The organism is Nostoc sp. FACHB-190, assembly GCF_014696905.1.
Lineage (GTDB): Bacteria > Cyanobacteriota > Cyanobacteriia > Cyanobacteriales > Nostocaceae > Nostoc_B.
The window spans coordinates 1-26609 of sequence record NZ_JACJQW010000013.1 but is presented as its reverse complement, the minus strand read 5'-3'; the positions used below and the strand labels follow the sequence as shown (position 1 = coordinate 26609).

The window sequence follows — 26609 nt, the reverse complement described above, 5'->3', positions numbered from 1 at the left end:
AAGGGGGGACTAAGGGGGTAATTATACCAATTTGAAAGAAGAATGCGACAGATAGAAATCAGGAAAGTATTACTGGAGCTAGATTTCTTAATTGCGAATTGGTATTAGCTAGTAGTGGTTTTGACGGTAGTAGCTACTCGACGATTAGATCCCCGACTTCTTAAAGAAGTCGGGGATCTGGAAAAACTCAAAAACGCTCAAATAACCACTCATCCCCAACAATCGCCTCTAGCAGTTGCACCAAACACGGAATAAAATAATTAGGATCATTTAACCGTTGCTGCACAAACCAAGTAGTCAAAGCTTCCTGTATTTCAATACCTTGAGCAGTAGCCGCACCTGCTAACATCTTAAAACTGAGTTGTTGCAACTCCTCTAACTGCGGATGCTCATCACCGCGAACTTGACAGAAATACATTGCAACTGCACCTAGCAAGGCTTCCATTTCATCACCTTGGGGAATTAGATTGTACATATACTGGAGCGTATTTACAATATCATCCAAAGGCACTTGCACTCGCAGACACAGCCACACAGCTTGAGCGAGGTAAATAATTCCATTGCTGTCGACAGTTAAACCTAAGTTACTCAACACACTACGCAAATCAATATAAGCGCGGACTTGTCCTAGTAATTGCGCCGCTTGCAAGTTGAGTTCTAACTGCTTTGTTTTATTTCCCCTTTTACCTTCGCAATAAGCCATATTCATCAGTGTCATGGCTTTCCCTTGGACATTGTTGATACTTTCATAGATATCCAAAGATTGCTGGTAAAGAGCGATCACCCCTGTGACATCTCCCTGTTGGGCTTTTAATCCAGCCATTTGGTGTAGCGTCGCCGCTTTCCCTTTGACATTGTTAATGCTTTCCTTGATATCCAAAGATTGCTGGAAAAGAGCGATCGCCCCTGTGACATCTCCCTGTTGGGCTTTTAATCTTGCCATTTCGTGTAGCGTCGCCGCTTTCCCTTGGACATTGTTAATGCTTTCTTTGATATCCAAAGATTGCTGGTAAAGTGCGATCGCACCTGTGACATCTCCCTGTTGGGCTTTTAATCCAGCCATTTGGTGTAGCGTCGCCGCTTTCCCTTGGACATCGTTAATGCTTTCTTTGATATCCAAAGATTGCTGGTAAAGTGCGATCGCACCTGTGACATCTCCCTGTTGGGCTTTTAATCCAGCCATTTGGTGTAGCGTCGCCGCTTTCCCTTGGACATCGTTAATGCTTTCTTTGATATCCAAAGATTGCTGGTAAAGTGCGATCGCCCCTGTGACATCTCCCTGTTGGGCTTTTAACCCTGCCATGTTGTGTAGCGTCGTGGCTTTTTCTTGTGTATCATCTTCTGGACACAGTTCTAAAGCTTGTTCGTAATGCGTCAGTGCTTCCTTGACAAAACCTAAAGTTTCTTCTGCCCTAGCAATCGTTCCTAAAATCCGGTAATCTTCACCCAATTGCAGAATTTCTTGGCATAATTCCCACGCTTCCACATATCGGCTAAGATTCACCCAACGTCTTGCAACTATATTTCCTACAGTAACAGCGATTTCTTTTTCCTGCGCCAGCACTGCTAATCTGATTATTTCTCGTGCTTGTTCTTCATTCTTGTTATCTGCTTCTTCCCACCAACTGCGGTAAATAATCTGTGTTGCTGCTTGGCGGGTAGTTTGCCATTCTTCTTCATTTAATAGTGGTTGCAGCAACGGTGCTAAAATCGTCGTCACTCGATATTCTGGCGTTTGCTTGGCGTAAGTCGTCGCTGATTCCACTAGGCTAAGGCTAATTAATTTGGGGAGTGTACTTCGGCTGCGCTCAGTAACCAGGGAGTTTACTTCGACTTCGCTCAGTAAACGGGGAGTAGGGAATGGCGAGTTTACTTCAACTTGGCTTTGGCTAACTTCGACTTGGCTTTCGCTCACTGAGCGAAGTCGAAGTGAGCAAGAAGAAACAGAGTTAATAATATCGATTGTCACCGGCAAACGAAACACACTCAACTGAGCGAGAAACTTTTTCTCCTCATCTTCCAAAGCATTTAACAGCGTTTCTGCCAAAATATTCTCTCGAAACTTTAGCTGTACACCCTCCAACTTTGTCAAAAATTCTTCTTCAGCTACATCTGGTAACTGCACCACTTCCACCAACCACTTCAACAAGCGCGGATTTCCATCAGCAATTCTGAGAAGGCGCTGCTTTTTCACTTGCAACCGCACATCTCCATCCAATTGCCAGTAAATTTTATTAATATCCGCCTCACCCATCGCCTTTAATTTTTCCAAATGCAGACGATGGGGAGGTAAAGTATTTTCTTCCAAATAACGACAGGTGACAATCAACCGACTTTCCGCTTGATTTTCTGCCAACGCTGCACACAACGCGGCTAACACATCATAAGCAGCCGTCGTCATCCGCAAACTACCATCAGCCACATTCTCTTGGGGGATATTCTGCTCAAAATCATCCAAAACCAACAACACAGGCTTATCGTGTTCGTCTTCTATCGCTGCAAAAAAGTTCTGCAACCGCCCTTTAAACGAAATTCCCGGTTGATTTAACAAAGCTGGTACACCTGCAAACCGTTCATACTTACTCGCCAGCTTGTTAATTAACCCTACCTCATCCACCACCCCAATCAACACCACCCGTTCAAAATTCGGGCGTTGCGCTTGCACCCGCGTACACAACCGCGCTGCCAGGGAACTCTTACCCAAACCCCCCATCCCCGCAATAAATACGCCGATATCATCGCTAGTTTGTTTTAACGCCCGCATTCCTCGTTGTAATGCTTTTCTTCGCCCGACAAACTCCCCATGACTAGCAACTTTAACGATGTTATTTTCATCCAGAAATTCACTTTCAGGCGGTGTAAACTTCAACTTCTCCCGCTTTTTAGTATTTAGCGGTGTCACTAACTCCGCAATAGCGCGACTATCCCGATAAATTCGTAATAAATGCCAATCACTGCATTCTTGAGCAATCATCTCTTGCTGTACAGCTTTGACAGCATCTTCCACCGTCGCCCCAGTCGCCAAAGCGTGATAAAGTGCCTGAGCCGCAATAATACCAGTTCTATCAAACACCGGACGCGCCCAACCCAAAACTACACCCGCACCCGCTTTCACTAAAGCCTGCGCCATTGAAGGGAATGTTCCTTGGTTGGCAATTTGCCCAGTATGACAGCCAGAGAGAAACACCACACGCGGAAAGCGATTTTGAAAAGCTTTTGCTAAATCATCAACAGTAGTAAATTCTACTTTTCCTTCATCATCTTCTGTGATGAAGCAGGGAGTATAATCTTTAATTTTGCGACTTTTAGGCAAATATCGCCCTAACTCTGCCTCTGTATAAATTACACCATGTCCCGTCAAATGGAACACATCAAAATAATCTTTTGCTTCCGACTGAACTAAATTCCCCAATTCAATAACGGAGCCACTTTCCTCGACAATCAAAGCCAAAGGCTGCTCTTTCGTCGCTTCGAGGATATTTTTTTCTTCTTGCTCAAATTGTAGCGGCGCAATGCCTGGGTGTTCTGGTGATGTCGCCATAAACAACAGCCGCAAAGGCCGATTTTGGACATCCAAAACACTAGTATTTCTTTGCTGCACAGTCCGCACAGGTACAGGTGCATTATGTCTTTGCAGTAAAAACACTGTGCCATCATGTAACAATTCCCAAGGCAAATGTGCCAAGCCTAACGCCACTTTCTGCGTTTGGGGGTTTAAACTTTGTGCTTCACTGGTTTGAATTAAATCTAGATATATGCGCCCCTCATCTGTCTCATCTAACGCCCTCCTTAGCCATCCTTCCTTACCATCCAGCCAAGAATACAGTTCACGCCCAATATTCCGCAATTGTGCGGTGTCATCCAGCCTTTGAGAGTAATATTTTTCTTCACACAGATTAATTAAACTAGCTAACTTATCAGCATCTAGACGGCGTGTACCGTAATTGCAGCGCAATTCAAAAGTTTGGTTTTGGCTAAGAGCAAAGGTGAAGGTGAAAGCCACGGTTACTTAAGTAGTGACTATAGTTACTGTTGCTATGATATCGCGCGATTTTGGAAAGTTGCAGCAGAATATGATTAAGAGTGCTGAGTGCTGAGTTAAAAGACCGCCCACAATTGGGCGTGGCATTTACCGAGTGCGAAAGTGCTTCCTTCCTTTTTTCTTACTCAGCACTCAGCACTAAGTACAGTGACAGACAAGATGCCTATTAAAAAAACCCCTAATGGGGGTTGATTTTTAAGTTATTCGCGTGGAGTGAACAACTTGCTAATTAATACCTACAGAAGATACAGTAATCCGAATAAAATAATCCAGATTACGTCTACAAAGTGCCAGTAGATTTCTGCGGCTTCAATACCGAAGTGTTTTTCATTACTGTAGTGACCGGGAACGCGCGATCGCCACAACACTGCCACAATTGCTAAAACACCGATAGTAACGTGTAGTCCGTGGAACCCAGTCAACACGTAAAAAGCACTGGCGAATAAATTGGTGGTTAAACCAAATTCTAGGTGCATATATTCATATACCTGCCCCGCCAAGAAAATCGCCCCCATTGCGGCGGTGATAGCTAACCAAATTCGCGCACCTTTGGCATCATTCTTTTTAATCGCCGTATCAGCATTGTGCATCACAAAACTGCTGGCAATTAGATTAACGGTGTTGACTCCAGGCAGCAATAATTCTAACTCTGGAGTACCCGCCGGCGGCCACACAGGTAAGGTGGAACGAAAAGCTAAATAGGCTCCGAACAAGCCCATAAAAATCATCCCTTCAGCCACCAAGAAGACAAACAAACCAAACAAGCGATGATCTGGATGCGCTTCGTGATGATCAACTGTGGCTGCACTGTGATGATGATTAAGTTCGGTTTTAGCTGGGTCAATGGTTTGACTTTGCATGAATTTTTATAAAGTGTGAAGTGTGAAGTATGAAGTATGAAAAATGCAGTTTGGCTAAGAGCTAGGAAATTGTGAGCGTGAGACTGCTAAGAACATTGGAATTACCCCACCCTAACCCTCCCCTTGGAAAGGGGAGGGAACTAGAGTTCTCTTTTTCCCCCCTTTATAAGGGGGGATTAAGGGGGGTAATTCGACTTATATGTACAGCGTATTGGAAAATACCCAGTAAAAATCCTCATCCCTAGCCCCTAGCCTCTAGTCCCTAGCCTCTAATCCCTAGTCCCAGAAACACGCTGTTCCAAGTCAGACTCAATGGTGGGATATGGCTCATCAGGATCAGCACGGAGTACTGAGTTGGGGCCAGCCGATAATAAAGGATTGGGATCGGATAATGGCACACCTTCGGCCGCTCTTTCTAAGCCGTAGTCGTAAGGACCTGTAGCCAATACGGGGTATCCCTCAAAATTTTCAATTGCTGGTGGGGAAGTTGTCATCCACTCTAGGGTAAGCGCCCGCCAAGGATTATTACCAGCCTTCTCGCCATACAACCAACTCCAAATCACATTAATAATGAATGGAAAGGTGGAAACAGCAAGTATGTAAGCGCCATAAGTACAAATTTCATTCAGCAGCGTGAATTTGGGGTCATACTGAGCGACGCGGCGGTTCATCCCCATCATCCCTAGCTTGTGCATTGGTAAGAAGGTCATATTCAGACCAACAATGGTCAGCGCAAAATGCACCTTACCCCAAAATTCGTTGACCATTCGTCCCGTCATCTTCGGGAACCAATGATAAATAGCGGCAAAAATCCCCAACACGCTACCACCAAACAAGACATAGTGGAGGTGCGCCACGACAAAATAAGTATCGTGGACGTGGATATCAAAGGGTACAGCCGCCAACATTACACCACTGATACCACCAATTACGAAGGTACCAACAAAACCAATGGCAAATAGCATAGCGGAGTTGAGTTGGATTTTACCGCCCCACATGGTTGCTAACCAACTGAAAATTTTGATCCCTGTGGGTACAGCGATGATCATCGTCGTGATCATAAAGAACATCCGCAACCAACCGGGAATACCACTGGTAAACATGTGGTGCGCCCAAACTATCAGTCCCAAAAAGCTAATTGCCAGGGATGAGTAGGCGATCGCTTTATAACCGAAAATTGGTTTACGAGAATGTACGGGAATAATCTCAGAAATTGCCCCAAAGAAAGGCAAAATCATGATGTATACCGCCGGATGGGAGTAAAACCAGAACATGTGCTGGTAAACTACGGGATCACCGCCACCAGTCGGGTTAAAAAATGTTGTCCCTGCTAATAAGTCAAAGGCCAGCAAAATCAAACCGGCTGCTAAAACAGGAGTTGACATCAACACCAGTGCTGAAGTCGCAAACATCGCCCAACAAAACAATGGCATTTGATGTACTCCCATCCCTGGAGTCCGCATCTTGATTAGGGTGACGAGAAAATTAATCGCCCCCAAAATCGATGATGTACCCAGCAACAGCACACTCATAATCCAAATCCCTTCACCCACCTGGCCTGTCACCAAGCTCAGAGGCGGGTAGGAAGTCCAACCAGCATCCGGCGCATCGCCTACAGCTAAACTCGCCACCAGCATTAAACCCCCAACAGGGATCATCCAAAAAGCCACAGCATTCAATCTGGGGAATGCCATATCCTTAGCCCCAATCATCAGGGGAATCAAATAATTGGCAAACCCCGCACCCGCCGGCACAATCCACAAGAAAATCATGATTGTGGCGTGCAGTGTAAATAAGCTGTTATATACTTCTGGGGTGACAAAATCGACTTCTGGCGTACGTAGTTCTGTCCGTACCAAGTCAGCTAAAACACCGCCAATGCAGTAAAAAATGAAGGAAGTGACTAGGTATTGAATCCCAATCACCTTATGATCTGTGCTGAAACTAAAGTAGTCTCGCCATTTTCGCTTCCCTGGCTCATCAATCAGCACCGGGCTATTGGCAGTTTCTTGTATTTGGGCTTGTGTCATAGGAGTTAGTTGTTCAGTTATCAGTTATCAGTTGTCAGTTATCAGCCTGTTTACTGATCACTGTTGACTGTTGACTGACTAATGGTGAATTTGATGTAAAGTTTCTGGCTTAATTCCCATTTCTTTGATGTATGGGGCGAGAAATTCGTCGGGAGTCAGATTTGCCGGATTAACAGCAATGGCTTGATTCATGGTTTCATGACTTGCCACCAACTGCTCTTGCATCCATTTGTCAAAATTCTCTTGACTTTCTACAACCACTTGGGTTCGCATCGCGCCGTGGTAGGGGCCGCAAAGTTCTGCACAAATCAGGGCATAATCGCCGACTGTTTTGGGTGTAAAGCGAATTTCGCTTTGTCTACCAGGGATCGCATCTTGTTTCACGCGGAACTCTGGCACCCAAAAGGCATGAATCACATCGTTAGCGGTCATATTGACCTGCACTTCCCGCCCAATGGGAACGTGTAACTCGCCTGTGGTCACTCCGGTGTCTGGGTAGGTAAAAATCCAGGCATATTGCAGACCTGTGACATTGACAATTAAACTCGCTGGCTGACCTGCTTTGTCAGGACTAGCCCCCAAAGTTGGAGCCACACTACCAACACCAGGAGCATCAACCTTTTGGGGAATTTGATCAGCATTGCGGACGGCGGCGGTGGCTGGGTCTTGCATCGCCTCATCAGATTTTGCTTGATTGAGGTTGGCAGGAGCTTCTGTTAAAGTAGCAGCGAGAGCGGCTCCTGGCATATTCATCGAACTTTGATTCATCGGCGCTTCGTGAACAGCGTGGGGATCGAAGCCACCGATGTCGTTATAAACTTCAAAGCTATAAACAGAAATACCGATGACGATAATGGCGGGGATCGCCGTCCAGAGGATTTCTAGCGGGACGTTACCTTCCACTGGTGGCCCGTCTCCTTGATCACCAGGACGGCGACGATATTTAATTACAGAGTAGATTAAAGCACCTTCAACAAGCAAAAATATACCGACGGAAACGGTCATCATCGAGTTAAATAAACCATCAATTAAGACGGCTTCATCTGAGGCTGCTGTTGGCAACAGACCGTGATTCTGACCGTACCAAAGACTGGCTAACGTCAACCCGATGCCAATCAGTAATGTCCAGATGGAACTTGGAATTTTCACGGCTTACCTAGAATTAATTGACTACGTTTTTTTAAAGCTGCCCACTTACTAAGGTAGTCTAGGCTATTAAACAAAAAGCCAAATGGTCTGAAATTTTTATTAATTTTTTCAGCCACTTTCCTATTTCTGAGTAAAAGAGATTTATTAGATACTGACAAGGATAAATAGTAATTACTGGAAAAATTTAAGAAAAACTTTAGGTTAGTAAAATTGTTTGTCAACTGTCTATTACACACATCTTAAAAAATACCTAAAACTTCAGACTAAAACCATCTGAAGTGATTCAAAGTAATAGGTGAAACTCCATCTCGAAACCAAGTTGTATACGCTAGGGTGGAGATGGGTTGGTACGGAAAAATTAAAAATTTTAAGAGAGCTACTACCAAGATCGGCAGAAGGAATCGTTCATGAACGAATTTGTCCTAAAACAACAAAATGATGCGGCAATTGAGCAGCAAAAGCCAAAAGAAATGATTCGTCGCTTGGTGTGGCGTATGGCTATAGCCACGTTGATTTTAATGGCTATTGGCTCTGCCACCCGTGTAATGAATGCCGGACTTGCTTGCCCAGACTGGCCCCTATGCTACGGGGAACTAGTACCAGCCAAACAAATGAATCTCCAAGTGTTTTTGGAGTGGTTTCACCGATTGGATGCAAGCTTGATTGGTGTAAGCGCGATCGCACTTGCTGGTTTATCTTGGTGGCACCGTCGTTCTTTGCCTGTCTGGTTGCCTTGGGCTGCAAGCTTCGCCCTGTTTTTAATCGTGTTTCAAGGCATCTTAGGCGGACTCACAGTCACCGAATTGCTGCGGTTTGATATCGTTACCGCCCACTTGGGAACAGCACTGTTATTTTTCACCACCCTACTAGTCGTCGGTACCGCTCTAGCTCAATATCAGGGAACTGGCAATGTCGGTAAGTTGCCCTGGATTGGTTTAGCGGCGGCTATTTTGGTGTACGTGCAGAGTTTACTGGGTGCGGTTGTGGGTTCTCGCTGGGCGCTACACCAGTGTTTTGGTACGGCAGAACTCTGCTCTGTGATGTACAGCCATATTTTTGGTTTAGTCCCGCCAACCGTCGCCACCTTAGCCGTAGTGTTAATTTCCTGGCGCACACCAGCCCTCCATCCCGCTTTGCGGCGACTGGCAAACATGGCTGGTGGTTTGTTAGTTTTACAAATTTTGTTGGGAGTTGCTACTTTTCGCTTGCATTTGCAAGTCGAGCCGTTAACTGTCTCTCATCAAGCTGTAGGTGCGGCTTTGTTGGGTACTTTGGTGGGTTTTACGGTTCTAGCATTGCGTGACTGGGCTGCTAATCGTGAAATCAGCAGTTTGTCTAACCCAGCTATCAGCTCAAATCCCTAAATTAACCTTTTGGGGATAAACTGATGCGATCGCTACGATGACTCTTGACTAATGGTGATAGGACATTAGCCATGAGTCATTTACCAATTCACTGCATCTCCAGTAACTAGTAGGACTTACGCACAAAGATTATTCGTGGAGATTGGGTGTAAGGGTGAAAGGGTTTGGGGCTTCGCCGTGAGCGTCAGCCGAACGGTGTAAGGATTTTGAATAAGTACACCCCCATACCCGTGAACCCCTACACCCTCGCCAAAACCCTTGATTTTTCGTTTTGATGCCTAAGTCCTAACTAGCACTGGTGAAAGTCTACAGATACTTGGCTGTGCTGAAGTTTCTCAACCACTAGCAACTTTTGGCGCTTCAAACAGAGAAACGGCAAGGTTAAAGATTCTCACCCAACCAAGCCAAGACTAGACACACATTGTTGACAATTAAGGAAATAGAACCAAGATGATTGAGACTAATGTCTCTCGCCACCACGAAACATTCCTCCAGGTAATTCAAAGCTATTACCAACTAACAAAACCTCGCATTATTCCCTTGCTGTTGATTACCACGGCTGGGAGTATGTGGGTTGCAGCCAAGGGACAAGTAGACCCGTTACTGTTGTTAGTCACTCTGACTGGTGGTACTCTGGCAGCAGCCAGCGCCCAGACAATTAACTGTATCTACGACAGAGATATTGATTATGAAATGGAACGGACGCGCCATCGTCCCATGCCTTCTGGCAGAGTCCAGCCAAGAGATGCACTGATTTTTGCAGCCGTTTTGGCTGTACTTTCGTTTACCCTACTGGCTGTGTTTGCTAATTTATTGGCTGCTTGTTTAGCATTCTCTGGCATTGTTTTTTACGTACTGATTTATACCCATTGGCTCAAGCGTCACAGCACTCAAAATATTGTGATTGGTGGGGCGGCTGGTGCAATTCCGGCTTTGGTTGGTTGGGCGGCTGTGACAGATACTTTAAGCTGGGCAGCATGGTTAATTTTTGCCATTGTCTTTTTATGGACACCCCCCCATTTCTGGGCGCTGGCGTTGATGATTCGGGATGACTACGCCAAGGTAGGCATCCCCATGCTCCCGGTGATTGCAGGTGCAACAGCCACAGTCAAACAAATTTGGTATTATACCCTAACTACAGTCATCGCTACGTTGTTGTTGTTTTATCCCCTGCACGCCAGTGGGGTTATTTATGCAGCGATCGCAGCTGGTTTAGGTGGATTATTTATCCGCAAATCTTGGTGTTTATTACAACAACCAGAAGACCGCACTGTAGCCAGAGAACTATTTCTCTACTCCATCTCCTACATGATGCTGTTATGTTTAGCAATGGTGATTGATAGTCTACCCATTACTCATCATTTGGTGAGTACTGTTATTGCTCAGTTGCACTTGTTTAATTAAGGTAGACCAAAATAAATGCGATCGCACTAGGAGAATTAGGGGTGCGATCGTATTTCTCAACATTAAAATACTACTAAACAATAATTTTGATTATTTCTATAACTCCACATCATCTTTTGTCAAGTATTGTTGTGCAGTATGTCTAATTCGATAAATGTTCACTTCAGTTTCAGAGATTCCAAAAAGAATTCGGTAGCGGAATCTTTTCGATTTTCCGTAGAGCAATTGGCGAATCTCCATTCCTAACTCCTCACTTTCAGGAGTGACAGGACAACGAGCCGGAAAGCGTTCAAGCGAATCAATTGCATCAAGCAGTCCGTCAAACCACTTGTCAGCCAAATCTGAATCTTGTTCTCGAATCCAAAGATAGGCATTTTCCGCATCAGCTAATGCCAATGGAGAGATGTCAACGCGAAATTCCATGCTTTCTTCTTAAACCTTCTAGTGCTTCTTTAGCTGGAACTCCTTTTCCTTGCTCGATTTCCTGAATTCCTTGTCTGAGTGCAGCTACAGTTTCAGCATATTCTAAACGTTCCAAGAGCTTTTGATAGGCTTTAGCATCCTGGACAACAAGTTGAGCAGCACCATTAACAGTCAGGACGAGCGGCTTTTCGCTTTCTTCCATTTGTTGGATGTACTGTTTGGTGTTTCGCTGAAATTCTGAGAGCGAGTGAATGTTATTGAGGTCAATCATAGACTCAGCATGAAATTAACAGTTAATTTGATATAAAAATCAGACTAACATAAATAGTTGAGCGATCGCGTTTGCCAAATCTACAGACTACCTAAATAGAGTATTAGGCTAGTTCCCAGAACGCAGAAAACCCCAGCTAATCCAGCCAGAGGTTTTTTATATTTACCAGTCCACCATTCGGGTACTTTACCTGTGTAAGTGATGAGTTGGGCTGTATCTATAGTAGCGATCGCCAACACCAAAGCTGTATGTAATCCCCAAGCTATACCCAAACTGCCTTTATCTGCTATTCTCGCCATCACTAACATCATTCCCATCAGCCACAGTCCCGGTACTTGTGGTAGCGTTTCTTGCTGTTCCCAAACTAAGTGCAAGATAGCAAATATGCAGCTAGAAATTGTTGCTGCTATCCATATTGGATAATTTCTTTCTAATTCCGTGAACAAAAACCCACGAAAAACTAATTCTTCTACCCCACCTACCAATAACGCGACTAATAAAATTGGTAGCAAGATAGATGGTAATAACTTAATATTCGCCTGGGCAAATTCACACCAACCAAGCCCCAATTCTACAGCAAACATCATAGCGAGGCTGAATAATCCCAAGCCAAAACCTATCCCAATACCACCCACCAGGGAAAGATTTACTCCTAAGCCATACTCAGCAAAAGACCTACCAAACAACCAAATTACTCCCCAAAGTACCAGGGGAGCTAATAAGTAAAGTGTCACAATTAATGGTAACTTCTGCTCTGGTTGTAAAGGCTTTGTTGGTTGCCAACCCATAACAATAGCAGATATTACTGCCAATGGCAGCCAACATACTACCCAACTTATAAAAAATGCCATCAAGACAACGGCTACTGGTGCATTTTCTCTCAATGACAGTAAGGTGTTGCCTGATGGCTGAAAAAAATTTGCTAAAACAAATAAACAAAACACGATAGACTTCTTAGGTTGTGGTCAAGACTCTAGTAAAATTTGTGGCTTGAGCAATATGTCTCATCGTATCGTTTTATTAGTACAGAATTCTTAAACAGAGTTATTTGCTCTCGTGGTAGGGATATATTTTCTCAAAATTTCTCGAAAACTTCTCCCTACAACCCAAGAATTTACTCTTCTTCGTCTAAGTCCTCATCTACCTCATCTATGTCCTCTGGGGAGATTTTTTTATCACTTTCACCCAGTTGAATCAGGTGAATATGTTTGTAACCCAGTCTAATTTCAAATTCATCTCCTGGTTTTAAACCCATTGCCTTGGTGTATGTTGCACCAATGACAATTTGACCATTTTGATGAACGCTAACCCGATATGTCGGTTCGCGGCCACGGCCATCTTTAGGTGCTTCTGGACTTAGGGGAATTCCTCTAGCCGATAGTAAAGCGTCATAAAAATCAGTGAGATTGACGCGCACCTGGTTATTCTTAGTAACAGTGTAATAGCCACACTGCTTTGCTCTTTCTCTTCTAGGTAAATTAGAAAGTTCTTTTACTTTAGCAAGCAGTGCTTTTCCAGTTAATGGTGCAGTTGCAGTTTCTGTCATTACGCTCAAATTATCCTTACTCTCTCCAAACTGATAAACTATGTAGTCTGACGGCAGTATTTAACTCTTGAGCCTCCGTCAAAAGATGCTCAAAATTTTAAGGGAAGGGTTAAATTGCTACTGATAGAGGAGCAACAAGCGCCTATATTATGTTTGTCTGCAACAGATTCAAGTCAGCTTTGTCACAGACATTTATTTTGGTGATTTTAGGACACTGTTAACCATGATTCGCCATTGAAAACGCAATAATTTTCTCTTTTGGCGCTACTGTAGCGGTGTAACTTTAAGCCACCTTTACAAATAAGGTTGTTTCTACTCCAAATAAGTAGTAGACCCAAGAAATTGCAGGTTTTCCACTTTCAGTACTTGCCTTTATTGCCCTTGAGTTGTAGGTTTTAACCGTTCTTCCTCTTAAGCTTAAGACAGCATAGTATTTGAATATGCTCTCCTAGACATACAACTTTTGCCTCAGATGTAGAGACACAAAATTTTCTGTCTCTAGGTTACGAAAAAACAAAGTAGTGATCATCGCGCTTATACGACGATTGAGACTAGTTTTGTTACTTCGTAATTTTATATTAAATACTAGCATGGACTAATAATAGCAAAATAATTGTTTATGTTTGAATTTAATTTACAGACGAACTTTTATTTCAATCATTTAACTTAACGAGGTAACAAGCAGTCAGGATTTTCATCCGGGTTTATTAGCTACCATGCGTATTGCAGCAGCACTTTTATAAAAATTCATCTAAATTTAGATCGGTAGTTTTGAGCAAGTGCCATTCTTTGATATTCGAGATAGAGAAGAGACAAAAATACAAAGCGGTTTCACCTGCGGGTTTATCCTCACAAGACAAACCACCTCTCAAGCATTTTGAGTGTCTGTCTATGGGAAGAATAAATATTCTGCACATCTGTCAAGTGCTTAATGACCGCCATCAGATGTTTATTATCAGCTTTCACACTTCCATATCAGCCAAAATTCACCTTTGGGAATTAGTTTCCTAATTTCTCCAATCAGTAGATTTTAGCTAGAAGCCTGATGGATATAAAGATGTATTAAGCAGATGAAGTGTAGGAAATGGGAATATTATCGTTATGTAGATAATTAACTTGAGTTGGTCTCCCGAAAAACTCTTTTATTTATAACTCCGAAACAGGGAAGGTGAACAATCAGCTGCGATCGCCTGTTTGCTACTAAAGCTCAGAGCTTAACATAAATCTCGGACATGGTGCTAATACAACTAAAATTTTAATGGTTATCCTGGAACTATAATCAGTAGCTCTTGGCTCATCAGCCTTTTAACACTCGGTTTTGAATTAAGAGCAACAAGAGTATAACTCAATTTTCGCACCTACTAGCCTTGAGTTATGATTTTTCAAGCTGGTAAAGCAATTTTAAGACTTTGGTTGGTGGCAATGGAAGTTATTTTTAAGGTTATTCGACAGCAACAAAATTCTCTACCTGTGGTGCAAACTTACCCACTAGAGGTAGACCCTGGTAATACAATCCTTGACTGTCTAAATCGCATTAAATGGGAGCAAGACGGTACATTAGCATTTCGCAAAAATTGCCGCAATACTATATGTGGTAGTTGTGCGATGCGAATTAATGGGCGTTCGGCTTTAGCTTGTAAAGAAAATGTCGGAAGTGAAATAGCTAGATTACAGCAAATACAATCTTTGACCAATACAGAAAATCCCAATTTAGAAATCACAGTTGCGCCCCTGGGTAATATGCCTGTGATTAAAGATTTAGTGGTAGATATGAGCAGTTTTTGGGATAATTTGGAAGCTGTCGCTCCTTATGTTAGTACAGCAGCCAGACAAATTCCAGAACGGGAATTTTTACAAACACCCCAAGAGCGATCGCTTTTAGATCAAACTGGTAACTGTATTATGTGTGGTGCTTGTTATTCTGAATGCAACGCCCGCGAAGTAAATCCCGATTTTGTCGGCCCCCATGCTTTAGCTAAAGCCTATCGAATGGTTGCAGATTCTCGTGATAGTAATACAGAAAATCGCTTAGAAAATTACAACGAAGGTACTAAAGGAGTGTGGGGTTGCACTCGTTGTTTATATTGCGATTCCGTTTGTCCAATGGAAGTTGCCCCCCTCGAACAAATTACCAAAATTAAACAAGAAATTCTCTCTCACAAACAAACAGCTGATACCCGTTCCCTACGTCACCGCAAAGTTTTAGTGGAATTAGTCAAAGAAGGCGGCTGGATTGATGAACGCCAATTTGGTTTGCAAGTTGTGGGTAATTATTTTCGGGACTTGAGAGGATTATTAAGTCTCGCACCCCTGGGATTAAGAATGATTGCCAAAGGTAAATTCCCCTTGTCTTTTGAACCATCTGCCGGGACAAAACAAGTGCGATCGCTCATTGAATCAGTACAGAAAATTAAGGGAGTAGGGAATGGGGAGTAGGGAATGGGGAGTGTGGGGAGTGTGGGGAGTGTGGGGAGTGTGGGGAGTGTGGGGAGTGTGGGGGGAAACATTTCTTCACCATCCTCCCACCCCTCCCACACTTCCCACCCCTCATACCCCTAAACCCTATATCTAAAACCTTATTTCCCACTCCCAACTCCCAACTCCTTATTTTTATCGAGGATCTTGGGGTATATCCAATGGTCGCCCAAAACGGTCATAAACTAAAATATCCCACTGCCCGTTATTACTCGACTCAAAGGCAATGCGACTACCATCCGCACTAATAGTTGGGTGACGAACTTCCGCTTGCAAATTATTAGTCAAATTGCGAGATTGGCGGGTTTCGCGGTCATATAAAAAAATCGCCGACCTCCCCTGACGACTAGCCGCAAACACAACATAACGACCATCTTGGGAAACGCTGGGGTGAGAGGCGATCGTATCTAAAGCATTTAAACCTGGTAAATCAATTAAATTGCGCGTCAGGGTATCAAACATATAAACATCTTGACTACCCCGGCGATCGCTAATAAAAACAATATATCTCCCAGAAGTTTGCGGACTTAACTCCGAAGCCAAACTATTCATACTCTGCCCCCCCGGATCAAAAGGATAACTCACCAACCGGGGATAGCCAAAACAACCAGTTAGTAAACTACAACAAGCAAATATAGGGATAAAAATACTACTTTTTGTCATTAGTCAATAGTCATTTGTCCTTTGTTAATTTCCCCTCATCTCCCTAGCTTGAAAGTCACCGAAGTTTGCTCAACGGGGGGAACCCCCGCACGCAACTTCTCGCTGAGTGCTGAGTTGAAAGTGCTGAGTAAACACAATAGTCGCTATTTCATGCTTGGCTTGGGAAATAAGTTTCATCGTGACTCTTTCCCCTGTCTTCCTTGTCTCCCTTGTCCCCCTTGTCCCTCTCTCCTCAATTCGTCGGCCCATCCACCGTCGCCCCATTAGGAATATCTAATTCAATATTCGGGCCACGGTCTAACACTTCAATATCCCATTGACCACGACTGGCTGTTTCAAACACAACATAACGTCCATCAGGACTAATCCCAGGATTTCGCACCCAGCCACGATAAACAGGTGTGAGAACTTGTGACTGTTGTATGGCGCGATCGTAAAGGGCTACCACTGGTCTACCTTGGTCGCTCGTTAAATAAACAACATAACGCCCTGTATAGCTCAAGCTAGGGCTTTCACTAATTGTTTCTGGTCGATTTAAACCCGGAGTTCTCACAAATGTTTGTTGTTGCAAATCATATATGAGTAATTGGTGACTACCATTACGATTTGAAACAAACGCCAAGAACCGACCGTTACCACTTAACGTCGGTTGTTCTTCTGTATAACGGCTGTTTAACGAAGTCGGCCCCAGGGGAATCTCACTGGCACCACAAGATACAAGTAAGCTGCTTAAGCCAAAAATCAGGCTCCAATGAATCGGTCTTTGGAGCCACACAATAGGCGTAAATTTTTTCACCTCTACTGTTATTTTTTACATCGCCTCTAGCTTACATCCATCCCACCAGTTTTAGACATCATCAAAATTAGTTGAATTATCTGATTCATCATCAGACTGGTCTATTGGCTTGTATGGAACGTAATCTGCTGGAATAACATCATCATCTGCACTTTCGCGGCGCGAAGTTGTCTCAGCAGGCGGACGACGTTTTCTGGGTCTAGTCGGAACATTATCTTCCCGACTTTCAGAACGCTGATTACCGTTACTTCCACGACGCGCAGGTTTTCTTCCTTCATCACTGGGACTTTCCCAATCATCTACCTGTTTTGCGGAAGCAGAACCCCAACTTTCTTCATCGTCATATCTCTCAGTCGAACGGCTATTGGAACGAGTAGAAGTCCGGCGACGATTTTTATCAGTCGTGTCTGTCCGTTCATTGCTGGGGCGACGATTTGAGCGACGGGGTGGTTGCTCCTCATTGTAGTCATCACGGGATGAACGAGTATCTCTGCTGGGTCGAATTCTAGGACGTACTGGAGGTTCTTCTTCCTCATAAGGTAGTGGTTCGTAATCGTCTTCTACCTCAGCTTCATAGTCTTTGCGCGACCTCCTATTATATGAATAGTTATCGCTGACTTCCCGTTCTTTATCCACAATCGGAGTGTTGCGCTTGGCTTGCTGGGTAGCGATGCTACGTAGGCGAATACTTTCCACAGCAAAAAACACCGTTGTTCCCACCAACAGCAATTGACCGAATTGTAAAATCGGGTCTAACCGCCATCCTTGGAAAATCAAAATAAAGCCGCAGAGTAAACCTACAGCCGCAAAAAAGATATCTTGATCTCGTGAAAGTTCTGGGCGTACAGTCCGCATAAAATACAGTGCTGCCCCAGCCACAGCCAGGAAAATTCCTAGAATACTGGCTGAGTTCGTTCCTACATTGACCTGAGCCAGAACACTGGCTGAGTTCAGCCCAAAATTTAGCATTGTTCTTTATCCCAATATCACAATCTATGTTAGCGAGTCAAAATTAAAATCACTACTTTAATTAATCACAATATAATTGAGCTTCACGGCTTTTGGCTCAGAAGGTCTGAAGCTTTTTAATCATTGCCAGCCAAAAAATTGATATCTGTCAGCTAAGTATACCCTGTCCTCACAAGGAAGATTGCTAATGTGAATGCAATTAGGTAATTAGCTGACAGAATACTGGTCTTAGACAGGACTTACGCACAAAGATTGTCTATGAAGATTGGGTGTAAGGGTGTAAGGGTGTGGCGTAAGGGTTTTAGATATATACACCCCTATACCCTGTACCCTTGCACCCTCTCCAAAACCCTTGATTTTTCGTTTTTATGCGTAAGTCCTATTAGAGTCTAATTGACTCGACAAAAGATTAAGAACGTTGGATTTTATCTTTTTGGCTAATGAAAATTAGCCCAACAGTAGCAGGGATAACAACGATCGCAGTACCCCAAGCCAGACTCCAAAGAAAATTTGCTAAAGATGGTGTCATTGTTCTCAACCTTTTTTTACACACTTCATCATAATTCTAATAGTGTAGTACTTCCTTGAGAAGCCTTTTAGTATAAGCTTTAAAACCAGAAAATTCAGGCTAGGGGCTAGGGATGAATATTTATCGCTCCGTATTTCCTGCAACTAGACACAAATTATTTTCACAAAAATCTCTAGAAATCTTAATATTTAGCCAAAGTGATGCTTTTGTGTTGATTGTGACCAATGTTAGCGGTATGGAAAAAGTCGCCAGATTTATCTGTGGAGTCATACCAATTCACTCAAGTACTAGTACAAATCACCACTTCCTCTGCGCCTCTGCTCCCGGTTGCCGAGCGCAGTCGAGGCGCTGCTTCCTAGAGCTTGCCGATGTGTATTATTTTTCAAGTGAAATGGTATCAATCCCAAATCTAAAATTGCTTGACTGGCATTTGCCATAAAATATATCTATAAGCTTTACAAACCTTCAAACTTTCTGATTTACTTCTCGGAATTTTCTTCGTTCAAAAACAGTAGCGCAAACAGATGACTGGTGTTAATTTGACCGTTTGGACTCTCGGCCCCCTGTTGGGACTGATGACATTTCTGTTTATTTTCCGCATTGTTCTGACTTGGTATCCCCAAGCCGACTTAAATAAGTTACCCTTCAATCTCATAGCTTGGCCGACTGAGCCGTTTTTAGTACCTTTACGTAAGCTAGTACCACCAATAGGCGGGGTGGACATTACCCCAATTATTTGGGTAGGGATTTTCAGCTTACTGCGGGAAATTCTCTTAGGTCAGCAAGGATTAATCACGATGATGTCTCATGCCAGCTAGGGGATAGGGGAGGATGCGATCGCATTTCCGGCACCAACTTTATCATGTTTGGAGCGATCGCTCTCTGTATGAAGATCAGAAACGTTAAGGAAGCACGCATCGTTACTAACAAATAGCTTCAATCTTCATTCTCGTAGGCAATCTCAAGCTGCCTGTTATTGATGTGCCTCCATATACGCTCGTAGCAATTGATTGATCTGTGTCTGATAGCCTCGCCCTTGCGACTTAAACCACTCCAATACATCGCTATCAATGCGGAGTGTAACTTGAGCTTTGATTTTTGTGGTAGGTAAACCTCGTCGCACTACTGCCTTAGCAAACATTTCTGGTGTAATTTCTGGGCAGTCTGAGAAATCAATATCCTCATCACTCATTGCGTCTAATCGTTGCCAATCAGTTTGAGAGTTGCTCGAAGTAGGTTCGTTGTTCATATTTCGTCGCTTTTCTTGCAGAAATAATACGAGTGCAATCCTCATGTTCTGTATGGACAATGGCAATCACTCGCCCTTGCAACAAACCGATTATAGGCGTTCTATGTAGTTGGATACTTCAATTAAATTAGAATCTGGGTCTCGAAAATATATCGAAAGAATAGCTCCTTTGGCACCAGTTCGTCGAACAGGGCCTTCCAGAATAGGAATACCTCTCTCATATAGTCGTGCGATAACTGCATCTAGGGAAACTGATGCGATGAAGCAGAGATCGGCCGAGCCAGGAGTCGGGAATAATGCCTTTGGTTCAAATTCCTGCCCTTTCTTGTGTAAATTTATCTTTTGTTGTCCACAGGAGAGGGCTGTCCGTCCTTCTCCAAAGGAAACCTCACGCATATCGAGAACCGTTGTATAAAAATCGACGGTTCGATAAATATCTTCAACGGTCAGAACCAAGTGATCCAGGTGAGCGATCATATTTGCTTACCGAACTATTTATTATTTATATAGAAACTTTCCGTTTCTCAATGCTTATATCTCAAACCTTACAACGAACTTCAAATTCTGATCGCGCACGAAAGAAACATACATCAAACTCGAAGAAGAAATTGGCCTGTCCTAAAATCAAAGGCACATTGGTTGCTTGTGTCCAGGCAAATGCTAGATTAACCCTTGGGAATGAACTAACTTGAGCATCAACAACGACTGCGCGAGCTTCAAATCGAGCCAAGTTTCCTGTCAGCACAACTGAGAGAGTTTCATTCTCCCAAATTAAGCCCAGTTGTAGACCCAATTCGTATGGCAAAACATTAACGCTTGCGCCCGTATCTAATAAACCTTCGGTGTTCAACGACTGACCGTTAAGACTAAGCATCAATGGCAGATACGCCATCCGATCAACCATACCAAGCCTGCTATCAATGATTTTGTAGGGAAATCTTTGAGCGTCAACCATTCGGTTCTTGTTGCTTTGTCGCTAGAAGATTCATTAAAACATTGGCAGCCTCAGAGCAATTGTAAGGCGACCAGATCGGATACTCTTGGTTCGCAACAAAGAAGTTTGCATCTTCTTCTTTGACCAGTTCTGTAGCGAGAAACTGCATCAGCCGAAGCTTTTCAATTTTTGGAAGTTCTTGGATTTGTGACATGAGTTCAGCTAATGACATTTGAGAATCTCCTTTTCTGAAGATTGGGTGAAAAGGTCGAGGATACTGGCTTATTGTATGGGCGATCGCTAGAGTTCAATTATTCTATCAATTAGTCTGATGGGTTGGTTCAGGAACTTCTGATCCCTGTGGCAGCGATTTTTTCCTAACCAGATCGGCGAACAAACCAGGGCAATAGACTTTGCTTATGGACAAATCTTCATTCGACATTCCCATAGTTCGTGGTCACTAGAATAGCTGGCTGCATCGTACCATGACTACTTAACCTGAGCAGGATCAGGAAAGGGGCAGGTAGTCAACTGAAAATAAGATATTTCTCAGCCTTTTACCCTTTCCCTTTACCTTCTACTTCCTAATTTTCTAGAGTTTCATTTCTTGAATGAAGTTGGTGTAAACATTGCCTTGTAAAAACTGTGGGTTTTCCATAATTCTTTGATGAAAACCAATAGTTGTTGGTAGTCCCGTAATAGCACATTCCCGCAGGGCGCGTTTCATTCTAGTAATAGCAGTGGCACGGTCTGGCCCCCAAACAATCAACTTACCAATCAGAGAATCGTAGTAGGGGGGAATTTGGTAATCGGTGTAAACGTGGGAATCAATTCGCACACCAGGGCCACCAGGGGGAAGATAACCGCTAATGCGACCTGGGGCGGGACGGAAATCGTGGTCTGGGTCTTCGGCGTTGATGCGGCATTCTATGGCGTGTCCCCGCAAAATCACTTGGTCTTGAGTTAGCCTGAGTCTTTCGCCCTGAGCCACCCGAATTTGTTCGACTACTAAGTCCACACCAGTAATCATCTCGGTAACAGGATGTTCTACTTGAATGCGGGTGTTCATTTCCATAAAGTAGAAACTACCCGACCGATCTAAGAGAAATTCAATCGTACCAGCCCCGGTAAAGTTAATAAACTGGGCAGCTTTGACCGCAGCTTGTCCCATTTTCTCACGTAAGTCTGGATCAAGAGCCGGACTAGGGGCTTCTTCTAATAATTTTTGGTTACGGCGTTGAATAGAACAATCCCGTTCACCCAAGTGAATTACATTGCCATAGTTATCTGCCAAAATTTGAAATTCAATGTGGCGGGGACGTTCAATAAATTTTTCGATATAAACGCCAGAATTACCAAAGGCTGCGCCTGCTTCACCTTGAGCAGCTAAAAACAGTTTGACAAATTCTTCTTCAGAACGGACTAGGCGCATCCCCCGTCCACCGCCGCCAGCCGTGGCTTTAATCATCACGGGATAGCCAATTTCTTTCGCCAGTGCTAATCCTTCTTGTTCTGACTCGACTAAACCATCACTTCCTGGTACTGTTGGCACTCCAGCTTTTTGCATGGTTTCTTTGGCTGTGGATTTATCTCCCATCAACCGAATTGCTTCTGGAGTCGGGCCAATAAATGCAATGTGATGATCTGCACAAATTTCGGCAAATTTGGCATTTTCTGACAAAAAACCATAGCCAGGATGAATGGCAGTGGCATTCCGGGTCAAGGCGGCAGCAATGATGTTGGGAATATTTAAATAACTTTTACTGCTGGCAGGCTCACCAATACAAACGGCTTCATCAGCCAGCTGCACATGGAGCGCATTCCGATCAACAGTGGAGTGAACCGCAACAGTCGCTATTCCCATTTCTTCACAGGCGCGGAGAATACGAAGGGCGATTTCTCCCCGATTAGCAATTAGTATTTTGTCAAACTTCATTTTCGAGTTTCGATATTAGTACCAGTAGATTGACATTTTCTCTTATCTGATTTGCAACAAAGCTTTGACTTGGTTACAAATAACGATGAGAGTTTTTTCAGCAGCATCCTGAGCAGTATATATACGCCCTTCGCAGTTTCACAAAGGTCAGGACTGCCAGGGAGTCTCTACGGGTCTTAACCAGATTAACAGCTTCACATCTGCTTGTCTGTGCCAGTTTCCCGAACGAGGCTGTGGTGAGTGCGGAACATCTTAAAGTAGCTATACCCCTTTTAATATCACTTGTGGCGCTATTACATTTCTGTTAGTCTGATATCCACCTTCGGGAAAGTTGCGAACATGTTCACTTAAATTTTTGGTAAATTTTGCAAAATTAGATATTACCTTACTATAATCACTTAGTTGTGCTATATTAGTTCTTCAGTGAACTCTCGCGGATGTGGCGGAATTGGTATACGCGCACGCTTGAGGTGCGTGTGGCTTTGCCTTGCGAGTTCGAGTCTCGCCATCCGCATTTTTGATGAAAAGGGAACAGAGAAGACTTCGACAACCTTCCTGTTCCTGCCCCGCAAGGGCTGGGTCAATGGTTATGAGTGAATGGTCAATAGTTAAGCAATGCCTAACTACTGATTATCAGCTTTGAACTATTGACTTTTTTTGTGCTTTTATAGAGATAGATGAACTTTTGTAAATAAAATTGACTGCTATTTTTACTCTGACGAACAATCCTGCGCTGCCAACAGCTTGGCACCGTCTAACTCCGATTTGGCAAGGGGACGAAGAAGTTATCCAAAAGAGTTTACCCCACACACAGTTGGCTCCTGCTTGGCAACTGCTGTTGTTGGGTGATGGTTCTCCGACTCGGCATTTAGAATTGCTGACAGGTGAACCGACAGAAGTCGATGTGATTGATATGTCCTTGATTGGTACAGATTTAGATGATGCGCCTGATTTGATTCAAGCTGTGCCAGGGCCAAGACTGCGCCGTCAGGTGTGGTTACGTACTGCGTCAGGACAGAGATTGGCTTATGCGACATCTTGGTGGGAAGCCAGCCATGTAGATGAGTATTTACAAAATCGTTCATTGCCAATTTGGGCGAGTTTGGCGCGTCTCCGTACAGAGTTATATCGGGATGTGCGCGGTATTTATTATGGCAACTCGGCAGCGTTGGAGTCTGGTTTTGATGTGCCTGGGCCGTTTTGGGGTCGTCACTACTTGTTTTGGCATCATGGACAACCGCTAACTTTAATTTATGAGGTGTTTTCGCCGTATTTAACCAAGTATTTGGGGCCGATGCAGTTGAGTGGGACGAATGGCAAAGTGTAGAATGCAGTGGCGATCGCTACATTCAAATCCAACTCTGATTCGGTAAAAAAATTACCGGAACTAAGAAAAGTTAAATTTATCTAAAAATTATCTCTAGATGGCGGATTCATTTACCGCGTTCTAGCTAATATTAAGTGTCAAAATATCGCTAAATCGCCGAAATTTGAGTTTTGCTAATTTTGGTAAAAATAGTTGTCAGTAATTATAATTGCAAAAATTAGTGCCTCACAGCTACAGCAGTCCTAGTTGATATGTGAACAACAAAGACAAGGGAGACAGATGTTAATGAATCATTTAGGATTGCTATATATTTTTGAGCGTTAAATATAAAAGAACTCAGATGTATCAGTAGTAAAAATTACAAATTACTGGAGACTTGCAGCTTTTTGAAGTTAGTTATATCCTCATAATGCTGAGAATAAACTTGGAAACTTATATTGATTCGTAGTATGAATGCGTAAATTATGACAAAGTTCTCTAATTAAGCTTGATTAACACAGCAAACTTTTAGAGAAAAGTTGCCTGCGAAATAGAGTAAAGCATGTTAAAAAGATTAACTAACAACAAAATCACTACTTTTAAAGGAAAAATAGCTCACGTTGATTACCGAAGTATCAGCAAAATTTTAGGGTAGAGACAATTGTTGAAAAACAGCCCAAAAGTAAGAAAAAAGCTTAAGTTTACTTGGTCAAACAAGTAAAAAGTTCGCAAGTATGAGGTATTGGTTTCAATGGCGCTGCCTATTGTGTCTGTTCCCGTGAAGAAAAAACAGAAACCGTCTTTGGCACTGACGCTCTCGGCTACTGGTTTATTAATTATTGGTGGCGGAGTAGCCTATAGATTGTTCAGCCAAGGGCATTTTTCTGGAAATTTATTAGTAGGTGCAAATATTATCCCGAATGATGCACTGTTTGCTGCTTCTGTGACTACAGATCCCAAACAATGGCAGAAATTGCAGGAATTCGGCACAAAAGAATCGCAAGCACAACTTAATCAAACTTTAATGCAGTTGCGCGATCGCTTTCTGACAAATAATGGTTTTAATTTTGAGCAAGATATTCAACCTTGGGTAGACAAAGAAGTTACCTTGGCGATTTTAGCTCCCGAAACAAATCAGTCTAAGCCTGTAGCTACCGATAGCCTTACACCTGACAGCCAGCAGTCAATGGTGATGGTTTTACCTGTGAAAAACTCCGAGTTAGCGCAAAAAATTTTGGCACAACCCAAAGCCTTAAAAACCGGGAAATGGATTGACCGCACCTATCAGGGAGTCCCCATCAAACAAAGCGAAGGGGAATTTGGGACAAACCTTTCCGCCACATTACTCGATAAACGCTTCCTGGTGATTACCGATAACCCGAAAGCCACGGAACGGGCAATTGATGCCTACAAACATCAAACATCCTTGGCAACAGTTGGCAGTTTCGCTGAGAATTTCCCCAAAATTTCTGAGTCTAATTCTTTTGCCCAATTTTACATCAACGTCCCAAATGCTGCCAAAATTGCCACTAAAGCTCCAAACCGACGTTTACCAGCCCAAGTTTTGGCACAACTGCAAAATAACCAAGGTTTAGCGGGGGCGATTAGTTTAGAGTCAGATGGCATACGCTTAAAGGGCGTTTCGTGGCTGAATCCTCAAAGCCAGCGTCTACTGTCGGTGGATAACTCAGCAGGTAATATGCAGCAGCGAATGCCAGCAGAAACCTTAATGATGTTATCTGGTAGTAATTTACAACGGCTGTGGGGTGACTATATTCTCACATCCCAAGGAAATCCGCTTTCACCCGTATCTCCAGAACAATTACGTAGCGGGGTGAAATCGCTGACGAGTCTTGATTTAGAACGAGATTTACTCAGTTGGATGAAAGGTGAGTTTGCTGTCTCGCTGATTCCCAACGTTCAAAACAACGGCGCACCAGGAGATTTTAGGGCTGGATTGGTATTCATGGTTAAAGCCAGCGATCGCAAATTAGCTGAAGCATCTCTCCAAAAGCTAGATGACATCATTAAAACTCAATACCAATTCCAAATTCAACCAGGAACAGTTGCAGGTCAACCTGTTGTTAACTGGATTGGGCCTTTCGGCACTTTAACAGCCAGCCACGGCTGGTTAGATCAAGATACTGCGTTCATGGTATTAGGCGCTCCCGTTACCGATAAAATTGTGCCTAAACCCACCAGCACATTAGCCAGCAATCTTGCATATCAACAAACTGTGCCGACAGAGTTGAATCCCACGAATAGTGCATTTTTTATAGATGTCGAACGCATGGTAAATAACTTTACCCTCAATACCCTATTTCCCAAACAAAGAACTTTTTTAGAAGCGACTCGTTTCATTGGCGCAACAACCTCAGTGAGTGACAGCCGCAGTACCCGCTATGATATTTTTCTCTCTCTGAAAAAATCGACCAATGCAGCCACTGTGCCTAATTCAGAGAATCATCCCAACATCAGTAATTCAAAACCTTAAATTCAACATAAATATATATAGCAATCCTAAATCAGTTATGAGAAAACACCATAGGTATGGAGTTTGGGAAAGTCAAAAATTTGACCGTGAATTGCTAGTTCAAATAACGCTTTCACCACAGTAAAAGAATGACAGAAAAAATAAAACTCTCTGATGAATCGTTTGGCGT

Annotated in this window: 26 protein-coding genes, 1 tRNA gene and 1 pseudogene; 7 read left to right on the top strand and 21 right to left on the bottom strand. The window is 43.4% G+C overall.

Translation table 11 applies throughout. The features are described 5' to 3' along the window. Positions 1-187: 187 nt before the first annotated feature. The 4 genes from H6G28_RS15835 to H6G28_RS15820 form a co-directional block, all read right to left on the bottom strand. Positions 188-4003, bottom strand: coding sequence for a tetratricopeptide repeat protein (locus tag H6G28_RS15835; protein ID WP_190672067.1), 3816 nt, complete (start codon positions 4001-4003; stop codon positions 188-190). Between the two features lie 275 nt (positions 4004-4278). After that, positions 4279-4902 carry a cytochrome c oxidase subunit 3 gene (locus tag H6G28_RS15830; RefSeq protein WP_190672064.1) on the bottom strand — a complete coding sequence of 208 codons (624 nt, stop codon included), beginning with the start codon at positions 4900-4902 and terminating at the stop codon, positions 4279-4281. Between the two features lie 269 nt (positions 4903-5171). After that, complete coding sequence (gene ctaD, locus H6G28_RS15825) at positions 5172-6932, bottom strand: cytochrome c oxidase subunit I (protein WP_190591187.1); 1761 nt, start codon at positions 6930-6932, stop codon at positions 5172-5174. Positions 6933-7010: 78 nt separating this feature from the next. After that, positions 7011-8081, bottom strand: coding sequence for a cytochrome c oxidase subunit II (locus H6G28_RS15820; protein ID WP_190591185.1), 1071 nt, complete (start codon positions 8079-8081; stop codon positions 7011-7013). 407 nt (positions 8082-8488) lie between these two features. Here H6G28_RS15820 and H6G28_RS15815 point away from each other — a divergent pair, with 407 nt between their 5' ends. After that, positions 8489-9445 (top strand): COX15/CtaA family protein, encoded by a 957-nt coding sequence (locus H6G28_RS15815; protein WP_190672061.1) that lies wholly within the window; start codon positions 8489-8491, stop codon positions 9443-9445. Between the two features lie 450 nt (positions 9446-9895). Further along, a complete protein-coding gene (locus H6G28_RS15810) occupies positions 9896-10849 on the top strand; it encodes a heme o synthase (RefSeq protein ID WP_190591181.1) in 954 nt (317 codons plus the stop codon). Positions 10850-10945: 96 nt separating this feature from the next. Here H6G28_RS15810 and H6G28_RS15805 read toward each other — a convergent pair whose 3' ends face one another. The 4 genes from H6G28_RS15805 to H6G28_RS15790 all read right to left on the bottom strand — a co-directional run bounded on the left by H6G28_RS15805 (position 10946) and on the right by H6G28_RS15790 (position 13089). Further along, complete coding sequence (locus H6G28_RS15805) at positions 10946-11272, bottom strand: type II toxin-antitoxin system RelE/ParE family toxin (protein ID WP_190591179.1); 327 nt, start codon at positions 11270-11272, stop codon at positions 10946-10948. Then, positions 11256-11543, bottom strand: coding sequence for a type II toxin-antitoxin system Phd/YefM family antitoxin (locus H6G28_RS15800; RefSeq protein ID WP_190591177.1), 288 nt, complete (start codon positions 11541-11543; stop codon positions 11256-11258). Before H6G28_RS15800 ends, H6G28_RS15805 begins: the two co-directional genes overlap by 17 nt. Before the next feature lie 80 nt (positions 11544-11623). Then, the gene (locus H6G28_RS15795) at positions 11624-12487 is read right to left on the bottom strand and encodes a CPBP family intramembrane glutamic endopeptidase (RefSeq protein ID WP_313949932.1); all 864 of its coding nucleotides are present in this window, start codon (positions 12485-12487) and stop codon (positions 11624-11626) included. 170 nt (positions 12488-12657) lie between these two features. After that, positions 12658-13089 (bottom strand): AbrB/MazE/SpoVT family DNA-binding domain-containing protein, encoded by a 432-nt coding sequence (locus tag H6G28_RS15790; protein ID WP_190591175.1) that lies wholly within the window; start codon positions 13087-13089, stop codon positions 12658-12660. Between the two features lie 1422 nt (positions 13090-14511). Between H6G28_RS15790 and H6G28_RS15785 the strand changes: the two genes are divergently transcribed. After that, positions 14512-15525, top strand: coding sequence for a succinate dehydrogenase/fumarate reductase iron-sulfur subunit (locus H6G28_RS15785; protein ID WP_190672289.1), 1014 nt, complete (start codon positions 14512-14514; stop codon positions 15523-15525). A gap of 174 nt (positions 15526-15699) precedes the next feature. Here the strand turns inward: H6G28_RS15785 and H6G28_RS15780 are convergent, their stop codons facing one another. From H6G28_RS15780 to H6G28_RS15760, 5 genes are all read right to left on the bottom strand, one after another. Further along, a complete protein-coding gene (locus tag H6G28_RS15780; protein ID WP_190591173.1) occupies positions 15700-16227 on the bottom strand; it encodes a TolB family protein in 528 nt (175 codons plus the stop codon). Positions 16228-16459: 232 nt separating this feature from the next. Further along, a complete protein-coding gene (locus tag H6G28_RS15775) occupies positions 16460-17023 on the bottom strand; it encodes a TolB-like translocation protein (protein ID WP_190672058.1) in 564 nt (187 codons plus the stop codon). Between the two features lie 51 nt (positions 17024-17074). Then, on the bottom strand, positions 17075-17992 hold the full coding sequence (locus H6G28_RS15770) for a Ycf66 family protein (RefSeq protein WP_190672055.1): 918 nt from the start codon (positions 17990-17992) through the stop codon (positions 17075-17077). Positions 17993-18401: 409 nt separating this feature from the next. Next, positions 18402-18521 (bottom strand): photosystem II reaction center X protein, encoded by a 120-nt coding sequence (gene psbX, locus H6G28_RS15765; RefSeq protein ID WP_015112477.1) that lies wholly within the window; start codon positions 18519-18521, stop codon positions 18402-18404. Between the two features lie 287 nt (positions 18522-18808). Then, a complete protein-coding gene (locus H6G28_RS15760) occupies positions 18809-18958 on the bottom strand; it encodes a hypothetical protein (RefSeq protein ID WP_190672053.1) in 150 nt (49 codons plus the stop codon). 87 nt (positions 18959-19045) lie between these two features. Between H6G28_RS15760 and H6G28_RS15755 the strand changes: the two genes are divergently transcribed. Continuing rightward, positions 19046-19339, top strand: a complete 294-nt coding sequence (locus tag H6G28_RS15755) for a YggT family protein (RefSeq protein ID WP_190672050.1) — start codon at positions 19046-19048, stop codon at positions 19337-19339. On the opposite strand, the gene H6G28_RS37370 is transcribed toward H6G28_RS15755, so the two are convergent. From H6G28_RS37370 to accC, 7 genes are all read right to left on the bottom strand, one after another. Further along, positions 19336-19461 carry a hypothetical protein gene (locus H6G28_RS37370; RefSeq protein WP_277883230.1) on the bottom strand — a complete coding sequence of 42 codons (126 nt, stop codon included), beginning with the start codon at positions 19459-19461 and terminating at the stop codon, positions 19336-19338. The genes H6G28_RS15755 and H6G28_RS37370 overlap by 4 nt on opposite strands. A gap of 33 nt (positions 19462-19494) precedes the next feature. Further along, complete coding sequence (locus tag H6G28_RS15750; RefSeq protein WP_190672048.1) at positions 19495-19770, bottom strand: BrnA antitoxin family protein; 276 nt, start codon at positions 19768-19770, stop codon at positions 19495-19497. Beyond that, a complete protein-coding gene (locus H6G28_RS37800; RefSeq protein WP_199332862.1) occupies positions 19733-19840 on the bottom strand; it encodes a BrnT family toxin in 108 nt (35 codons plus the stop codon). Before H6G28_RS37800 ends, H6G28_RS15750 begins: the two co-directional genes overlap by 38 nt. 20 nt (positions 19841-19860) lie before the next feature. Continuing rightward, a complete protein-coding gene (locus H6G28_RS15740) occupies positions 19861-20247 on the bottom strand; it encodes a VOC family protein (protein ID WP_190591163.1) in 387 nt (128 codons plus the stop codon). Between the two features lie 61 nt (positions 20248-20308). Further along, positions 20309-20725, bottom strand: coding sequence for an aspartyl protease family protein (locus H6G28_RS15735; RefSeq protein ID WP_190672045.1), 417 nt, complete (start codon positions 20723-20725; stop codon positions 20309-20311). After that, positions 20718-20936, bottom strand: a complete 219-nt coding sequence (locus tag H6G28_RS15730; RefSeq protein ID WP_190672041.1) for a hypothetical protein — start codon at positions 20934-20936, stop codon at positions 20718-20720. Before H6G28_RS15730 ends, H6G28_RS15735 begins: the two co-directional genes overlap by 8 nt. A gap of 360 nt (positions 20937-21296) precedes the next feature. Further along, the gene (gene accC / locus H6G28_RS15725; RefSeq protein ID WP_190672038.1) at positions 21297-22640 is read right to left on the bottom strand and encodes an acetyl-CoA carboxylase biotin carboxylase subunit; all 1344 of its coding nucleotides are present in this window, start codon (positions 22638-22640) and stop codon (positions 21297-21299) included. A 433-nt stretch (positions 22641-23073) separates the two neighbouring features. Here accC and H6G28_RS15720 point away from each other — a divergent pair. The 3 genes from H6G28_RS15720 to H6G28_RS15710 all read left to right on the top strand — a co-directional run bounded on the left by H6G28_RS15720 (position 23074) and on the right by H6G28_RS15710 (position 26440). Next, positions 23074-23154 (top strand) — tRNA-Leu (locus tag H6G28_RS15720). Positions 23155-23337: 183 nt separating this feature from the next. Next, on the top strand, positions 23338-23967 hold the full coding sequence (locus tag H6G28_RS15715) for a chorismate lyase (RefSeq protein WP_190591155.1): 630 nt from the start codon (positions 23338-23340) through the stop codon (positions 23965-23967). 730 nt (positions 23968-24697) lie between these two features. Beyond that, on the top strand, positions 24698-26440 hold the full coding sequence (locus H6G28_RS15710) for a DUF3352 domain-containing protein (protein ID WP_190672035.1): 1743 nt from the start codon (positions 24698-24700) through the stop codon (positions 26438-26440). A gap of 35 nt (positions 26441-26475) precedes the next feature. On the opposite strand, the pseudogene H6G28_RS15705 reads toward H6G28_RS15710, so the two are convergent. Then, a pseudogene (locus H6G28_RS15705) lies at positions 26476-26609 on the bottom strand (IS630 family transposase); the annotation flags it as partial.

What these genes read in the sequence shown, in the direction of transcription:
- H6G28_RS15760 (WP_190672053.1), bottom strand. Translation starts at nt 18,958, where the DNA reads ATGGCAAATGCCAGTCAAGCAATTTTAGATTTGGGATTGATACCATTT.
- H6G28_RS15750 (WP_190672048.1), bottom strand. Translation starts at nt 19,770, where the DNA reads ATGAACAACGAACCTACTTCGAGCAACTCTCAAACTGATTGGCAACGA.
- H6G28_RS15770 (WP_190672055.1), bottom strand. Translation starts at nt 17,992, where the DNA reads ATGCTAAATTTTGGGCTGAACTCAGCCAGTGTTCTGGCTCAGGTCAAT.
- H6G28_RS15755 (WP_190672050.1), top strand. Translation starts at nt 19,046, where the DNA reads ATGACTGGTGTTAATTTGACCGTTTGGACTCTCGGCCCCCTGTTGGGA.
- psbX (WP_015112477.1), bottom strand. Translation starts at nt 18,521, where the DNA reads ATGACACCATCTTTAGCAAATTTTCTTTGGAGTCTGGCTTGGGGTACT.
- H6G28_RS15780 (WP_190591173.1), bottom strand. Translation starts at nt 16,227, where the DNA reads ATGACAAAAAGTAGTATTTTTATCCCTATATTTGCTTGTTGTAGTTTA.
- H6G28_RS15730 (WP_190672041.1), bottom strand. Translation starts at nt 20,936, where the DNA reads ATGTCATTAGCTGAACTCATGTCACAAATCCAAGAACTTCCAAAAATT.
- H6G28_RS15710 (WP_190672035.1), top strand. Translation starts at nt 24,698, where the DNA reads ATGGCGCTGCCTATTGTGTCTGTTCCCGTGAAGAAAAAACAGAAACCG.
- H6G28_RS15800 (WP_190591177.1), bottom strand. Translation starts at nt 11,543, where the DNA reads ATGATTGACCTCAATAACATTCACTCGCTCTCAGAATTTCAGCGAAAC.
- H6G28_RS15830 (WP_190672064.1), bottom strand. Translation starts at nt 4,902, where the DNA reads ATGCAAAGTCAAACCATTGACCCAGCTAAAACCGAACTTAATCATCAT.
- accC (WP_190672038.1), bottom strand. Translation starts at nt 22,640, where the DNA reads ATGAAGTTTGACAAAATACTAATTGCTAATCGGGGAGAAATCGCCCTT.
- H6G28_RS15790 (WP_190591175.1), bottom strand. Translation starts at nt 13,089, where the DNA reads ATGACAGAAACTGCAACTGCACCATTAACTGGAAAAGCACTGCTTGCT.
- H6G28_RS15785 (WP_190672289.1), top strand. Translation starts at nt 14,512, where the DNA reads ATGGAAGTTATTTTTAAGGTTATTCGACAGCAACAAAATTCTCTACCT.
- H6G28_RS15810 (WP_190591181.1), top strand. Translation starts at nt 9,896, where the DNA reads ATGATTGAGACTAATGTCTCTCGCCACCACGAAACATTCCTCCAGGTA.
- H6G28_RS15740 (WP_190591163.1), bottom strand. Translation starts at nt 20,247, where the DNA reads ATGATCGCTCACCTGGATCACTTGGTTCTGACCGTTGAAGATATTTAT.
- H6G28_RS15735 (WP_190672045.1), bottom strand. Translation starts at nt 20,725, where the DNA reads ATGGTTGACGCTCAAAGATTTCCCTACAAAATCATTGATAGCAGGCTT.
- H6G28_RS15805 (WP_190591179.1), bottom strand. Translation starts at nt 11,272, where the DNA reads ATGGAATTTCGCGTTGACATCTCTCCATTGGCATTAGCTGATGCGGAA.
- ctaD (WP_190591187.1), bottom strand. Translation starts at nt 6,932, where the DNA reads ATGACACAAGCCCAAATACAAGAAACTGCCAATAGCCCGGTGCTGATT.
- H6G28_RS15815 (WP_190672061.1), top strand. Translation starts at nt 8,489, where the DNA reads ATGAACGAATTTGTCCTAAAACAACAAAATGATGCGGCAATTGAGCAG.